Below are 15,137 nucleotides of genomic sequence, written 5' to 3'. Positions count from 1 at the left end.
AGCCTCCTGTCGGGTTTGGTTTCAGTGTACGCGCACACCGACAGGTCAGGCATCCTGATTCTTGCGCTCAGCATCGGTCTTTTCGCGCGCGGAGCCGCTTGCCGCAATGAAATGTTCGACCGCGCGCCGATGCCGTCTGAGCAGCTCTTCCTGAATATGGGCCGGCTCCGCGACCGTGACATCGCCGCCGAAAGACATCAGAAACGAGTACAGCCGTTCGTCCACTTCCAGATGCATCGCCACGCGCAGCCTCCCGTCCGACTCTTTTCGAATCAGGGCGGGATCGGCAAAGTCCCGGACCCGATAGGCAACCGATTCGGAGAACAGAACTTCCGTCAAAGGAAATTGAGGCGAAGCGGGACTGCTTTCTTCCGCGGGCGGAGCGATCGGGTCCCGATCGAAGTGGCCGGAAACGAAGCTTAGGTCGGAAATGCGCTTGATTTTGAACGTCTTGAAACTACGGGACTGTTCCTGTTCAAGCTCCTGCCAGCCTCTGAAATACCAGGTGTTATTTTTGAAAATCAGTTTTACGGGTTGGGCCGTCTCCGTGCTGGCTTCTCCATTGGAATTTACGTAATGAAAAGACAAGGGATGCCGCGCGAAAATCGCTTGTTTGACCTGGTTGAACATCTCCATTTCCTGCGCCGGAATGCTCTCCCAGGGAGAATGCTCGAATTCGATCCAATCCAGCTTGTGATCGAACAAGGTTGTAAGGCGGGTCAACATGCGATTGCCGTTCAAGTGCGGGATCGAACTGACACTGTATAAGCCAAGTAAAATCTCGTTTTGTTCTTCTTCGCTGAACAGCGACTTATCCATGACATAATTGTCCATTAGATGAATCCCGCCGTATTTTCCGGTTGTCGTGTAAACCGGAATGCCTGCCGAACTGAGTCGATCAATATCGCGATAAACGGTACGTACCGAGACTTCGAACTGTTTAGCCAGCTCGGGAGCCGTCGTTTTCTTTTTTTCCAACAGCAGCAGCAAAATCTTAAATAATCGATTATGTTCCATGTTGAAATTATACCATGACAAACCCTGTCAGGGTATGGGTGGTACACTACATGTAAAGACTTCACCCAATCATGGAGGAGGAACTACGCAATGAAAATGAGAGACGGATTTTTCTGGGGCGGCGCTACGGCGGCCAACCAATTCGAAGGCGGCTGGAATCAGGGCGGCAAAGGCCCAAGCACGTCCGATATGATGACTGGCGGTACGCACACGACACCACGTCGTATTACGCCTGTACTTGAAGAAGGCACGTACTATCCAAGCCATGAGGCTGTGGATTTCTACGGTCACTATAAAGAAGACATCGCGTTGATGGCCGAAATGGGCTTCAAAATGTTCCGCATGTCGATCAACTGGTCGCGGATCTACCCGAGCGGTTATGACCAGGAGCCGAACGAAGAAGGCTTGAAGTTCTACGATGACGTATTCGCGGAATTGAAAAAGCACAACATCGAGCCGCTCGTTACGATCTCCCACTATGAAACGCCGTTCGGTCTGACCGAGAAATATAACGGCTGGGCTTCGCGCGACGTGATCGAACATTTCCTGCGTTATTGCGACACGATCTTCAACCGTTATAAGAATCAAGTCAAATACTGGCTGACTTTCAACGAAATCAACTGTCTGACAATGCCGCTTGGCGCCTACATGGCAGCGGGTATCCTGTTCGACGGCAAAACGGAATTGACAGACGGCGTGGACAGCCCGCAAACTCGTTTCCAAGCGCTGCACCACCAATTCGTAGCCAGTGCAAAAGCGGTTAAATTGGGCCATTCGATCAATCCGGACTTCCAAATCGGCTGTATGATCGCCTTCATGACGACGTACCCGAACACATGTAACCCGAACGACATCATTCTGGCGCAGAAGAAAGACCAAATCTCGAACATGATCTGCGGCGACGTGCAGGTTCGCGGCGCATACCCGGGATTTGCGAAACGTTTCTTCGAAGAGCAAGGCATCAAGCTTGAACTGCACCCGGAAGACGAGCAGACGCTCAAAGAAGGTACGGTTGATTTCTATTCGTTCAGCTATTACATGTCGATCGTGGAAAGTGCCGATCCGGCAGTAGAGAAAGTCGGCGGCAACCTGCTCGGCGGCGTGAAGAACCCTTATCTGGAAGCATCCGACTGGGGCTGGCAGATTGACCCGCAAGGTCTGCGCTACACGCTGAACCACTTATACGACCGTTACCAACTGCCGCTCATGGTGGTAGAGAACGGCCTTGGAGCCGTGGACGTCGTGGAAGAAGACGGTTCGATCAACGACGATTACCGCATCAATTATCTGCGCGACCACATCGTTCAGATGAAAGAAGCGGTAGCTGACGGCGTCGACCTGATCGCCTACACGATGTGGGGCTGCATCGACTTGGTCAGCGCTTCGACGGGCGAAATGAAGAAGCGTTACGGCTTCATTCACGTCAACAAAGACAACGACGGTAACGGCGATCTGAGCCGTACGCCGAAGAAGAGCTTCTATTGGTACAAAGACGTGATCGCCTCCAACGGCGAGCAACTGTAATTCATTTGATGATGCCGCGTTCGGTGAAGGTTGCCGGACGCGGCTTTTTGATGATTGAAATGGGGATCATATGATCGAGCATCCTCGAAAGTTACGTAGGCGGGGGAAGCGAGAAGACTGCGAGAAAAATTCGTTCCGGTCGCGTGTTGAAATCGGGAAAAAAGATTGAATTTTTATTTGTATTTTCCCGATTTCAAAGGCGAGCGCTATCGCTCCTTCACTGAATTTTTCTCTGCGTCTTCTCGCTTCCAGTTACGTTGGAGTTTCTCGATATTTTTATATGATTGGCTACTTTGTTGGTAGTTTGGTTGCTGCGGATTTGATTGCGGCGGAAATTTGTTTTTCCCAACCGTAGATTTTCTGTTGGGATGTATGAATTTTGCCGAGTTGCGTGTACATCATGGTCAATTCGGCTGCGGCTGTGATGGCGTTGCCGGACTTGACGGCAGCGCGATAGCGCTTGTAAGAGGCGGCGCGTGTTTTGTTGAATGCGGCGATGGACTTGTTTTCGGCGGTCACCTGTTTTTTGAGCGAAGTGACGGAAGCCAGTACGTCTTTGACGACTTTGGCTTTTGCCGTAGCTTGCTTTTTGGCGGCGGAGAGAGCTTCGTTTGCATTTTTGATCTCCAGCTTGGCCGCGTCAACGGATGGCTTGAGTTTGTTGCGCTTAAGATCCAGCAGATCGGCGTTCTTCTTGTCTTTGCGTTTGCGGGCATCGCTTGCTTGTTTGCCCAGATCGCTATACTGCTGAATCAGGGAGGTGTGGCGGGTTTTGAGCGAAGCGGCTGTCGAAGCTAATTGGTCGATTTTTGCCTTGTCAATCGCTTTGACTGCTGCATTGACTTCTTTCAGGCGTGTCGCACTGTCTTTGCGCAAGGCCTGAATCGCTTGTTTTTCCAGTTTATTCGCCGTCTCAAGCGCCGTGTACCCGTCATACAGAGTATCCATGCCGGAGAGGGCGACTGTCCAAGCATCTCCGGCAGCTTCGGCGCGGGCAGGGAGTGAGACGGTTAGGGCCAATACGGTTGCAAGCAACAAAGGAAACAGGCGGTGGAACGGATATTTTTTGGATACGGAAAACATCGATTCAGCTCCTTTTTTAATAAACGAACATAAAAAAAGCACCCTGCGGAAAAGGTCTCAAGACCTGATCCGCAGGGTGCTTCCCTGCGACGTTCATTTGTAATTATTTTCAATATAACACTGGCGGAAAAGGCTGTCAACCCAAAAAACGAACGCGCGTTTGCGTGCCTTAGAGTTGGGAATGAGATTAATGTTGAGATTAACCTTTGATGCAGAGGTATGGTACACTGGCTGTTGGAGGCGTGAAACGATCCGTTGAATTTACCGTTTGAAGGAGAATGCAGTTTGAAATTGATTTCTTGGAATGTAAATGGCCTGCGGGCTGCTGTCAATAAAGGCTTTAATGAATATTTCGAACGCGAGAATGCGGATATTTTCTGCGTGCAGGAGACGAAGCTTCAGGAAGGTCAGATCACCATCGAGCCTACGCGCGAGTACTATCAGTACTGGAACTACGCCCTTAAAAAAGGCTATTCGGGCACGGCGGTGTTCACCAAGATTCGTCCGCTAACCGTCCGTTACGGCATGGAGACAGACTCGGAAGACGAAGGGCGGATTTTGACGCTGGAATTCGACGGCTTTTATCTGGTCAATGTCTACACGCCGAATGCCAAACGTGATTTGACCCGTCTTCCGTACCGTTTGGAATGGGAAGATCGGTTCCGGGATTATTTGAAAAAGCTGGACGCCGAAAAGCCGGTCATCGTCTGCGGAGACCTCAATGTGGCGCATCAGGAGATTGATTTGAAAAATGCCCGTCCGAATATCGGCAACTCCGGCTTTACGGACGAGGAACGCGGGAAAATGACGGAGCTGCTGGCTTCAGGCTTCATCGATACGTTCCGTTATTTTTACCCGGATAAGGAAGGCGTCTATAGCTGGTGGTCATACATGGCCAAAGTCAGAGAGCGAAATATCGGATGGCGCATCGATTATTTCCTCGCCTCCGAGCGTCTGGCTCCCAAGCTCAAGGATGCACGGATCGACTGCTTGATTATGGGAAGCGATCATTGTCCGGTAGTGCTGGAGGCAGAGGATTTTTAGTTACAACTCCAAGGTGTGTCCGAGTACGCAAAACACGTATTCAGGCATGCCTTTCTGATTGGATCAATAGCTTCTTTAATTTGGACGTTGCTTCTTTATTTTCACCTCTTATTGAAAGGGGTTTCATTCGATAAGGTAAAAGGATAAGGGTAGACGTCCATGGGAGATTCATGTCCGGTATGAGTGGACAGATACAAGTTAGAGTGCGAAAATAGCCAAAAACGAAAGCTAGGGCGTGTACGCAAACTCAGGCACTTTGCATCTTGACCTGCCTTTTCGCCCTCTGCGGATATTGACTTGAAGCGTGTCGCTATCCACCAATGGCTTCGTCACTTTCTCTTGATGTGCCCCGGCACACCTGCGAAAAAGTTCCTTGCCGAGAACGAAAATTCAGCTAAATCTACGTCCGTCGAAGTTTGAAGACACGCCCCAAATAAGGAGGAGCGGAGTATGGATATCCTGGGTTTTTACCGAAGAACCGTCAAAAACAATCTGTTTACCAAGATCGTTCTGCTCTTCTCCTTCATCACGATCGTCACGATCATCGCTTTCTCTTATTTCATGTTCGTCTCGATGTCCCAATCGGCCGTTCGTCGGGAACTGGATAACCAGAGGGCGGCGATGTCGGCGATTGATCGCTATATTAGCTTGCGCGTCGGCGAAGCCGATTCGATCATGCCGGATATTTACCGCGATGACGCGTTGTCGATCGATCTATCCGCTTTTATGATGACTCCGTATTCCGACTATATCCGTTACCGACTGGATCGGTATACCGAGACGGGAATCGATTCGGCAAGCGCCAAGACGTATATGGAAAACGTGCTTGCCGCGCGTGCCGATATCCGAGCGCTTATTCTGTACAGTAGCGAGCAGCAAGTCTTGTATTCGTTCGGAAGCGACGGCGAATTTCGAACAGTAGCCGTCAATGCGTCGCAATCGTATGTCCCGGATGCGATGGCGATCGAAAACGCGAACGTAGCCGAACCGAATGCTTGGGTTAGCCGCGCGCTTGGCAAAACCAATGAAGCGATGTATTCGGTTACGATGCCGGTCAACGACAAACAGACTTTTAAAAATCTCGGACAGCTTACGGTCTGGTTCGATTCTAGTCGTCTGTGGAATGCGTTGACCGTGTATGAAAAAGAGTTTAAAGGCGATATTTTCGTACTGTCGGCCGACGGTCGAGTATTGTTCGACACATCGGGATATTATTATGGGGAGCGCTTTCCTTATGCGGAGCGGCTGGATTACGTCTATGACGTGAATCCGTCGGGGCCGTCTGCGGAGGACGGAATCTATCTCAATAAACTGGCTTCGACCTCGGGGGGGTATACAGTTGCGGGCATATTGAGTCAAGCGGATGCCGCCGAGTCGTATCGAAGCCTGCGCAATACGATTGTGACAATCGGCGCGATCTGCATTGTGTTTGCGATTCTCGTGCCGTCATTATTCATCTTTAGCTTCGCCAAGCGCACGAACCGCATTATTCGCCTGACTCAACGCGTTAAACGCGGAGATTTGCAAAGCCGCCTCAACGATAACAAAGACGATGAGCTGGGGCAGATTTCCAGCGGCTTCGACGATATGTTGGACGAATTGAATTTATACATCGACCGGGTCTATAAAGCGGACATCAAGCAAAAGCGAACCGAACTTGCCGCGCTGCAAGCCAGGGTCAATCCGCATTTTTTGTATAACACGCTGGAGGTCATTCGAATGCGTGCCGTTTCCCAGGGCGCGAAAGACGTAGGCGAGATGATCTATAGCCTGTCGATGTTGTTCAAAAGCTTCGTTCAGCAAAAGGAGCGGCATACGCTAAAAGACGAACTTGAAGCTTGCCGTCTGTACCTGGAGCTGTTCCGGATTCGTTATAAAGATCGCCTCGCGTACGATATTCAAGCCGATCCGGAGCTGCTGGACGCGGAAGTGCCTCGATTATCCGTTCAACCGATCGTGGAGAATTACATCGTGCACGGGATTCGCAGCCGCGATGCGGATAATCGGATCGTGATCTTTGCCGATCGGGAGCATGGCGATATTGCGGTCAGAGTACGCGATAACGGTCGGGGGATTTCAACGGAAAAGCTGCGCGAGCTTCAGGCCGGGCTTCAGCGTACGGGGGAAGAATCGGAAGGCGAAGGCGGCTTCGGCATGCGCAGCGTGCACGAACGATTGCGTTTATTGTACGGGCCGGAATACGGCATCGCGCTGCATAGCGGAGGAGTCGGTCAGGGAACACTGGTAGAGATCCGGTATCCGGATTCGGAAGAGGGGGAGCGGCATGTACAAAGTATTTCTGGTGGATGACGAACCGTTTATTACGGAAGGCTTGTCCGATATTATCGATTGGGCTTCGTTCGACCTGGAGATCGTAGGCAGCGCGCAGGATGGCCGGGAAGCGTTCGAAGCTTTGCAAGAGACGGAAATTGACCTGCTGATCACGGATATCTCGATGCCGGAGATGACAGGATTGCAGTTGATTCGCCGGATTCGCGAAACTCGCCCGGAGCTAAAAGTCATCATCCTGAGCGGTTTTAACGAGTTTGATTACCTCAAGGAAGGTATGAAGCTCGGCATCGAAAATTATTTGCTTAAACCGATCAATGTCGAGGAGTTGGAGGCATCGCTTGTCAATGTGACCGAAAAACTGCGTCGTGCCGAACGTGAAGAGAAGTTTGGCGCATTCGGAGCCCGAATCATTCGCGATAATGTGCTGCATCGCTGGCTGACGGGAGAAATTTCGCAGGCCGAGTTTGCGGAGCGGGCGAGCTTGATGGGCATCTCGTTGCGGCATCCTCGGCTCGGCGTATTGATTTTGCGCGCGGTTGAAGAGAATCAGGGGCTGTCTTTACAGGTAGAGGAAGGACTGCATGACGAGCCGGAATGCGTCGTTTTTCGGGACATGGACGGTGACGCGGTAGTTATCGTGCCTTTGACAGCCGATGCGTGCAAGGACCGATTGCTTGCCGTATCTTCGAAGCTTGCGGAGCGACTCGGAAAGGAAGGGCTGCGTATCGGCGTGGGGAGTATCGGTCCTATGCCGCAGCACGGTTCCGTCAGTCGTTCAGAAGCCAAAAAAGCATTGGAGTATGCGCTTGTCGATCCGCAGCGTCAAGTCTTCGAATACGCGCCGCCGGTTGCCGGGGGCAGCGGGTCGGGAGCCGAATCGACAGGCCTGTCGAAGGCGGATCTGGGCCGGGAGTATACGCGTCTTGTGCTGGCACGCGATCGCGACGAGCTAAAGCGAAGAATCGGCCAGGATTTCGTAGCATTAAGCAAAGCAGAAGGCATGACCCCGGAAGAACTGCAAAATATCGCGCTCGGCGTCTGTGCGGATTTTCGCGTTGCATTGCGTGAGGTGAAGCGCGAGGAAGACGGCGAACCGTTCCTTCAGGTGCTTGAACGGATTCGGGCCGCTTCGCATATGGAAGAGCTGATTGAAGCGGTTCGGCGCGCAGCCGAGGAGACGGTCGGTCAGCTTACGCGGGATACGCGAAGTCCGGTCGTGCAGCAGGTGCTCGGGCATGTGGTGGCTCATTACGGCGAAGAGTTGTCTTTGAAAATGCTCGGCTCGCAATATCATATTCATCCGGTCTACTTGGGACAGTTGTTCCACAAAGAAACCGGCGAGACGTTTACCGACTATTTGAACAAATACCGGATCGAACGCGCCAAAGAAAAGCTGCGTACGACGACTCATAAAGTACAGGATATTTCGCGCAGCGTGGGCTATTGGGAGACCGGATACTTTTATAAACAGTTCAGAAAGTATGTAGGGATTTCTCCGACCGAATATAAGGCGCTTCAATAGGAAAAGGGTTCTTCAGCGGAAAAGCGACAGAGTTGGACAGACTTTCGGAAATAACAAATGGGCGATGGCGGATAACTTATTGCATAACCTACAACTTGGAGGTCCCAATCGCAATTTTAAAAGCATAAATGTTGCATAGCGTACAGGATGAGTCGGAAAATCTTCAATGTCCGTGTGTGCTATGCGCCTGTTGATAAGCGTTCGGAAATCTGTTTCCGGCTGTTTCTACACCGCTAAAAAACAGGACCGTCGACGAAGCGCTTCGCAACGTATGTGATGTTCCATCAGTACCGTTTTGCAAAAATGAAAGTTTTTCGATGTTATTTTCATGTAAACAAATCTTTCTAATTCATGGAATAGATCGCCCTTCAGGCGGTCTTTTTCTTTATTTTGTACCCTGACATCTTAGTTTTCGCTTCTTTTTGAAAGTGCTTTCATGGTTTAGAGTGAAGTTAGTTCTTACCGCAAGACACAAACAGACAGCAATTCAAAAGAGGAGGTCTATTTCATGCAAAAAGGCAAGAAGAGATTTTCACTCGCAATTACCGCACTCACGGCGCTCAGCGTCGTACTCTCCGGGTGCGGCGGTGGCGGGAGCACGGCTTCGGGCGGCGAAGGCACTTCGGAGAAACCCGTCGAGTTGATCTGGTACACCATCGGTACTCCGCAAAAGGATGTCGACACGGTCATGGCCGAAGTCAGCAAGTATACGACGGAGAAGATCGGCGCAACCGTGACCATGAAAATGATCGACTGGGGCGATTACCAGCAGAAGATGCAGGTGATGGTCGCTTCCGGTGAGCCGATGGATATTATCTTCACTTCGTCCGGCGGTTTCGACTATGTGCAAAATGCGCGTAAAGGCGCGTTCATGGAACTGGATTCGCTGATCGACGAGTACGGTCAGGATCTGAAAAACACCATCGACCCGGCCTTCTTGGAAGGCTCGAAGGTTGACGGACATAACTACGCGATTCCGGCAAACAAAGAGCTTCCGCAACAGGAAGTATGGCGTTTTAACCAAAACCTGATCGAAGAGTACAAGATGGATACAAGCGGCGTTCGCACATTGGACAGCTTGGAGCCGCTGCTGAAGACGATCAAGGAAAACGCGCCTGACGTGACGCCTTTCGCTATGGACAAAAACTATATTCCTTATGTGCCTTATGACTACGTGATCCAGAATCTGCCGATGGCCGTGAAGCTGGATACGACAGACTATAAAGTCGTGAACATTCTGGAAACCCCGGAAATGAAGGAAGCACTGACAACGATGCGCAAGTACTATCAAGCCGGTTATATCGCTCCCGAAGCGGCAACGACGGGCTCCACTTCGGACCTGGGTATTTCGGGAAAATGGCTGTTGGATCGTGCGCAAACTCAACCTTTCGCGGATAACGTATGGTCGACAAGCAATGGCTACCCGATCACGTCGACGCCGGCCAGCGACGCGATCATCACGAACAACTCCGTACAAGGTTCCATGATGGCGATCTCCGCCAACTCGGAATATCCGGAAAAAGCGATGCAATTCCTGAACCTGCTGAATACGGATGCAACGCTGCGCAACATGGTGGATTCCGGTATCGAAGGCACGCACTACAAGAAGACAGCCGACAACCGGATGGAAAACCTGCCGGAGTCAAAAAACTATGATATGCCTTCATACTCGCTGGGCAACAACATGCTGCTCAACTTGAACCCGAACGATCCGGACAACAAATGGGACGAGTTCAAAACGTTCAACGAATCCGGCGTGGATTCCCCGATCTTAAGCTTCAACTTTGATCCGAAGAACGTATCGAGCGAACTGGCTGCGGTGCAAAACGTGAAGGAACAATTCTGGTCCTCGCTGATGACCGGTACCGTTGATCCTGAAACGTACCTGCCGCAAGCAATCGAGAAGTTCAATCAAGCCGGCCTTGAAAAGGTGATGGCTGAAGCGCAAACCCAGCTCGATGCCTGGAAAGCGGAAAACGGCAAGTAAGACTGACCGAAACATAGAGGGGGTCGGGCGGTGAAGGATCGCCCGGCCCTTTTTTTAGACGGAGTGGATTCAAAGGAGGATGGCATACTCATGGGAAACTTTTTCAAAAACATAAACCGCAATAAGGCGCTGCTTTTCATGGTGCTGCCGGGGACGATTTGGTTTTTCTTCTTCTCGTATCTGCCTCTCGCGGGCACGATCGTAGCGTTCAAAGAATACCGCTTCAGCCGTGACGGATTCTGGGCCAGTATTTTCCGGAGCGAATGGGTCGGCTGGGACAACTTTAAATTTCTGTTCAGTACCGACGATGCCTTTACGATTACGCGGAATACGCTGCTGTACAATCTCGCGTTTATCCTGTTAGGTCTGGTATTTTCGGTATTGTTGGCGATTATTTTGTCCGAGCTGGTCAACCGTAGGCTGTCGAAAATTTATCAAACCGGGATGTTCCTGCCTTACTTCTTGTCCTGGGTTATCGTCGGTTACTTCGTATTCAGCTTCCTGAGCATGGACCGCGGTCTGCTAAATCAGATTCTGGGTTGGTTCGGGATGGACCCGATTCAGTGGTATTCCGAAGCAAAGTATTGGCCTTACATTCTGATTATCGTCAATCTGTGGAAGTCGATCGGGTACAGCAGCGTTGTCTATCTGGCGGCGATCTTGGGCATCGACAAATCGCTGTATGAAGCGGCCATGATCGACGGAGCGAGCAAATGGCAGCAGATCCGCGGAATCACGATTCCGATGCTTACGCCGATCATGACGATCATGACACTGCTTGCCGTGGGCAAAATTTTCTACGCGGACTTCGGGTTGTTCTATCAGGTTCCGAGAGATTCGGGCACGTTGTACGCGGTCACGAACGTAATCGACACCTATGTCTATCGCGGTTTGATGACGACAGGAGAGATCGGGATGAGCGCAGCGGCGGGACTGTATCAGTCGGTCGTCGGATTCGTACTCGTCATCATCTCCAACTACGTCGTTCGACGAGTGGATAAGGACAGCGCACTGTTCTAAAAAAATAGCCTGACAAGAAACCACCACCGTCTATTCAGAAAGGAAGATACCGCCATGCAAACGACCCGCAATTCCGGCAAAGCCGGACGAATACGAAAACCTCGCGACTTCCACCAGATCAGCAAAGGCTGGAATATCGTGTTCAACTTGATCGCCGGACTGTTCGCTCTGGCCTGCGTCTTCCCGTTCGTCTTCGTCGTCATCATTTCCCTGACGGACGAAAGCGTGCTGGCCAGCGAAGGATACCGCCTCATTCCGTCGCAATGGAGCCTCGACGCTTACCGTTACATTTTTGAAAGCGGCGATACGCTGCTCCGAGCATACGGCGTGACAATCGCGGTAACCGTAATCGGCACGATCGTCAGCTTGATCATGATCTCGCTCTATGCGTATGCGGTATCGAGAAAAGGCTTCCGTTACCGCCGTTTCTTCTCGATCTTCGCGATCTTGACGATGCTGTTCAACGGCGGGATGATCCCGACCTACATGATCGTGGCGCAATTGCTGGGACTCAAAAACAGTATCTGGGCGCTGATCTTGCCTCTGGCGATGAACGCGTTCTACGTCATGATCCTGCGCACGTTCTACAGCACCAGCGTGCCGGACGCGTTGGTCGAATCCGGCAAGATCGACGGCGCGGGCGAATTCCGGATTTTTCTGAAAATCATCGTGCCGCTGTCGCTGCCGGGCCTGGCAACCATCGGTTTGTTCAGTACGCTAGGCTACTGGAACGACTGGTTCAACGCTTTGCTCTACATCGATACGCCGAACCTGGTTCCGCTCCAATCCATGCTGATGCGAATCGAATCCAGCATGCAATTTATCCAACAAAACTCGGCCAACGCCAATATCAGCATGGCCGCACTCCAATCGCTACCGCAAGATACAGCTCGCATGGCGATGGTCGTCCTGGCGACTCTGCCGATTATTTTCGCTTATCCGTTCTTCCAACGCTATTTCGTGCAGGGTTTGACGATCGGAGCGGTGAAAGAGTAAGAGGAGCCGAAAACGGGTTCGAAAAAAGATACCCCCTTAAAACAAAAAAAACCGCCTGGTAAGGTACTAAAGTGTCAAGAAACTCAAACGTAGCTGGAAGCGAGAAGACGGAGAGAGAAATTCAGTGAAAGACGCCTTTGAACTCGGAAAATTCCTTATTTAAATCCCATCCATTTTCCGAGTGAGACAGCGGATTGAACGAATTTCTCTCGCAGTCTTCTCGCTTCCCGGCGCCCACGTAACTTTCTAGACAGATTGTCTACCTTGGAAGGCGACAAAGGAGGCATGCCCGCAATGACGGAACAGACAACGACGACGCATACAAACACGGAAAAACCCTGGCTGGACGCGGCGCTGACCACCGAAGAGCGGGCGAAGCTTCTGCTCGCGGCGATGACGCCGCGCGAAAAAGTGGGACAGTTGATTCAGCCGTTCGGCTGGCTGACATACTCGCGTCACGAAGGGAAAGCGGAATTGACGGAGAACTTTAAAGAGCAGGTCCGGCAAGGCGACGTCGGCTCGCTCTACGGAACGCTGCGTGCCGACCCGTGGACAGGCGTCACGCTGGAAACCGGACTGTCTCCGGCAGAAGGTGCCGAAGCCGTCAACGAAATCCAGCGTTACGCGGTCGAATATTCAAGACTCGGTATTCCGCTGCTCATCGGCGAAGAATGCTCGCACGGGCATATGGCGATCGGGGCAACGGTGTATCCGGTGCCGCTGGCAATCGGCAGCACCTGGAACGTCGATCTGTATCGCGAAATGTGCCGGGCGGTCGCCGCGGAAACTCGTGCGCAAGGCGGAGCGGCTACCTATTCGCCGGTGCTCGACGTCGTGCGCGATCCGCGTTGGGGTCGAACCGAAGAATGTTTCGGCGAAGACCCGTTCCTGATCGGAGAAATGGCGGTCGCTTCGGTGGAAGGTCTGCAAGGCGAGAGCTTGGACGCGGAAAACAGCGTCGCGGCGACGCTGAAGCACTTCGTCGGCTACGGCAGCTCCGAAGGCGGACGCAACGCAGGCCCGGTATCGATGGGCTGGCGCGAGTTGATCGAGACGGATTTGTATCCGTTCGAGCGGGCGGTCAAAGCCGGAGCCGCTTCGGTGATGCCTGCTTATAACGAAATCGACGGCGTACCTTGTACGACGAACGAGCGTCTACTAGACGATATCCTGCGGGGCGAATGGGGCTTTGACGGCCCGGTCATCACGGACTGCGGCGCGATCGACATGCTGGCCAGCGGCCATGATACGGCCGAAGGCGGCGAAGACGCGGCGCTGCAATCGCTGCGTGCGGGCATCGATATGGAGATGTCCGGCGTGATGTTCGGACAGCATCTGCTGACCGCATTCGAAGGCGGACGCTTGGAGCCGGAAGTGTTGGACGCGGCGGCGCTGCGCGTGCTCAAGCTGAAGTTCCGTCTCGGACTGTTCGAACGTCCGTATGCGGACGCGCAGCGGGCGGCCGAAGTGATCGGCTGCGACAAGCATGTAGGCATTGCCCGGCAGCTCGCCGCCGAAAGCGTCGTTCTGCTGAAGAACGACGCAGGCGTGCTGCCGCTGCCGGATAACATCGGCAAGGTGGCGGTTATCGGTCCGAATGCGGACCGGGGTTATAACCAGCTCGGCGATTACACGTCGCCGCAGCCGGAGGGCAGCGTCACGACGGTGCTGCGGGGATTGAGCGAGCGGCTGGGGCAAGAGCGCGTGTTATACGCGCCGGGCTGCCGGATTCGCGGCGAATCGCGCGAAGGATTTGCGAGAGCGACGGAGATCGCGGCGCAAGCCGATGCCGTGGTGCTGGTGATGGGCGGATCGAGCGCCCGCGACTTCGGCGAAGGCACGATCGATCTGCGGACCGGGGCTTCGATGGTCACGGGCGAAGCGGTCAGCGATATGGACTGCGGCGAAGGGATCGACCGCATGACATTGGAACTGTCGGGCGTGCAGCTCGATCTGATCCGCGAGGTTCACGCCGCGGCAGCGGGAAAACCGGTCGTTGTGGTCTACATCGGCGGGCGTCCGGTGGCTGAACCGTGGGTGGAAGAACATGTTTCCGCGCTGCTTCAAGCCTGGTATCCGGGTCAGGAAGGCGGTCATGCCATTGCCGATATTTTGCTCGGCGACGTAAACCCTTCCGGCCGCTTGACGATCTCGATTCCGAAGCATGTCGGCCAGCTTCCGGTGCATTACCGGGGCAAACGTTCGCGCGGTAAGCGGTATTTGGAAGAAACTTCGAAGCCGCGTTACCCGTTCGGTTATGGATTGAGCTATACCTCTTTCGATTATTCGGAGCCAACGCTATCGGCATCCCAAGTATCGATGAAGCAATTGACGGCTGGAGACAGCGTTACGGTATCGGTGCAAGTTACGAATACGGGGCAGCGCATAGGGGCCGAAACGGTGCAATTGTACATCTCTGATGTTGTCAGCGCAGTGACTCGTCCTGCGAATGAACTCAAAGGATTCCAAAAGGTAGAGTTGGAACCCGGACAGACAAAGAAAGTCGAATTTCAGCTTGGCGCGGAGCAGCTCCGCTATATCGGGCCGGACTATACGCCGGTCGTGGAACCTGGATTATTCAAAGTGAAGGTCGGACGGAACGTTGAAGATACGCAGAATACAGATTTGATTGTTGGAGAGGAATGAGACCAC

General features: G+C 52.7%; 10 protein-coding genes. 8 read left to right on the top strand and 2 right to left on the bottom strand.

From position 1 onward, the window contains the following. Positions 1-45: 45 nt before the first annotated feature. Entirely contained in the window at positions 46-1,017 is a 972-nt protein-coding gene (locus tag SACSAC_RS22680) for a helix-turn-helix transcriptional regulator (protein WP_156951068.1), read from the bottom strand. Positions 1,018-1,107: 90 nt separating this feature from the next. Here SACSAC_RS22680 and SACSAC_RS22675 point away from each other — a divergent pair, with 90 nt between their 5' ends. Next, positions 1,108-2,541: a glycoside hydrolase family 1 protein gene (locus tag SACSAC_RS22675; RefSeq protein WP_037290642.1), complete on the top strand. Its 1,434-nt coding sequence runs from the start codon at positions 1,108-1,110 to the stop codon at positions 2,539-2,541. A 288-nt stretch (positions 2,542-2,829) separates the two neighbouring features. On the opposite strand, the gene SACSAC_RS22670 is transcribed toward SACSAC_RS22675, so the two are convergent. Then, positions 2,830-3,624, bottom strand: a complete 795-nt coding sequence (locus tag SACSAC_RS22670) for a hypothetical protein (RefSeq protein WP_037290640.1) — start codon at positions 3,622-3,624, stop codon at positions 2,830-2,832. Between the two features lie 285 nt (positions 3,625-3,909). Between SACSAC_RS22670 and SACSAC_RS22665 the strand changes: the two genes are divergently transcribed. The 7 genes from SACSAC_RS22665 to SACSAC_RS22635 all read left to right on the top strand — a co-directional run bounded on the left by SACSAC_RS22665 (position 3,910) and on the right by SACSAC_RS22635 (position 15,131). Next, positions 3,910-4,668 carry an exodeoxyribonuclease III gene (locus SACSAC_RS22665; protein ID WP_037290638.1) on the top strand — a complete coding sequence of 253 codons (759 nt, stop codon included), beginning with the start codon at positions 3,910-3,912 and terminating at the stop codon, positions 4,666-4,668. Between the two features lie 450 nt (positions 4,669-5,118). Then, a complete protein-coding gene (locus SACSAC_RS22660) occupies positions 5,119-6,978 on the top strand; it encodes a sensor histidine kinase (protein ID WP_037290636.1) in 1,860 nt (619 codons plus the stop codon). Continuing rightward, positions 6,953-8,482, top strand: coding sequence for a response regulator transcription factor (locus tag SACSAC_RS22655; protein ID WP_037290633.1), 1,530 nt, complete (start codon positions 6,953-6,955; stop codon positions 8,480-8,482). Before SACSAC_RS22660 ends, SACSAC_RS22655 begins: the two co-directional genes overlap by 26 nt. Before the next feature lie 508 nt (positions 8,483-8,990). Next, on the top strand, positions 8,991-10,469 hold the full coding sequence (locus SACSAC_RS22650; RefSeq protein ID WP_037290631.1) for an ABC transporter substrate-binding protein: 1,479 nt from the start codon (positions 8,991-8,993) through the stop codon (positions 10,467-10,469). Positions 10,470-10,559: 90 nt separating this feature from the next. Further along, the gene (locus SACSAC_RS22645) at positions 10,560-11,489 is read left to right on the top strand and encodes an ABC transporter permease (protein WP_037290629.1); all 930 of its coding nucleotides are present in this window, start codon (positions 10,560-10,562) and stop codon (positions 11,487-11,489) included. A gap of 54 nt (positions 11,490-11,543) precedes the next feature. After that, a complete protein-coding gene (locus SACSAC_RS22640) occupies positions 11,544-12,485 on the top strand; it encodes a carbohydrate ABC transporter permease (protein ID WP_037290627.1) in 942 nt (313 codons plus the stop codon). Positions 12,486-12,779: 294 nt separating this feature from the next. Further along, entirely contained in the window at positions 12,780-15,131 is a 2,352-nt protein-coding gene (locus tag SACSAC_RS22635; RefSeq protein WP_084778288.1) for a glycoside hydrolase family 3 N-terminal domain-containing protein, read from the top strand. Positions 15,132-15,137 lie beyond the last annotated feature (6 nt).

The organism is Saccharibacillus sacchari DSM 19268 (assembly GCF_000585395.1).
GTDB classification, from domain to species: Bacteria; Bacillota; Bacilli; order Paenibacillales; family Paenibacillaceae; genus Saccharibacillus; species Saccharibacillus sacchari.
Note: the sequence above shows the minus strand (reverse complement) of the source record. Positions and strands in the feature narration are given on the sequence as shown.

Excerpts from the sequence above, each read along its gene's own strand:
- SACSAC_RS22680 (WP_156951068.1), bottom strand. The coding sequence starts at position 1,017 with ATGGAACATAATCGATTATTTAAGATTTTGCTGCTGCTGTTGGAAAAA.
- SACSAC_RS22675 (WP_037290642.1), top strand. The coding sequence starts at position 1,108 with ATGAAAATGAGAGACGGATTTTTCTGGGGCGGCGCTACGGCGGCCAAC.
- SACSAC_RS22670 (WP_037290640.1), bottom strand. The coding sequence starts at position 3,624 with ATGTTTTCCGTATCCAAAAAATATCCGTTCCACCGCCTGTTTCCTTTG.
- SACSAC_RS22660 (WP_037290636.1), top strand. The coding sequence starts at position 5,119 with ATGGATATCCTGGGTTTTTACCGAAGAACCGTCAAAAACAATCTGTTT.
- SACSAC_RS22655 (WP_037290633.1), top strand. The coding sequence starts at position 6,953 with ATGTACAAAGTATTTCTGGTGGATGACGAACCGTTTATTACGGAAGGC.
- SACSAC_RS22650 (WP_037290631.1), top strand. The coding sequence starts at position 8,991 with ATGCAAAAAGGCAAGAAGAGATTTTCACTCGCAATTACCGCACTCACG.
- SACSAC_RS22645 (WP_037290629.1), top strand. The coding sequence starts at position 10,560 with ATGGGAAACTTTTTCAAAAACATAAACCGCAATAAGGCGCTGCTTTTC.
- SACSAC_RS22640 (WP_037290627.1), top strand. The coding sequence starts at position 11,544 with ATGCAAACGACCCGCAATTCCGGCAAAGCCGGACGAATACGAAAACCT.
- SACSAC_RS22635 (WP_084778288.1), top strand. The coding sequence starts at position 12,780 with ATGACGGAACAGACAACGACGACGCATACAAACACGGAAAAACCCTGG.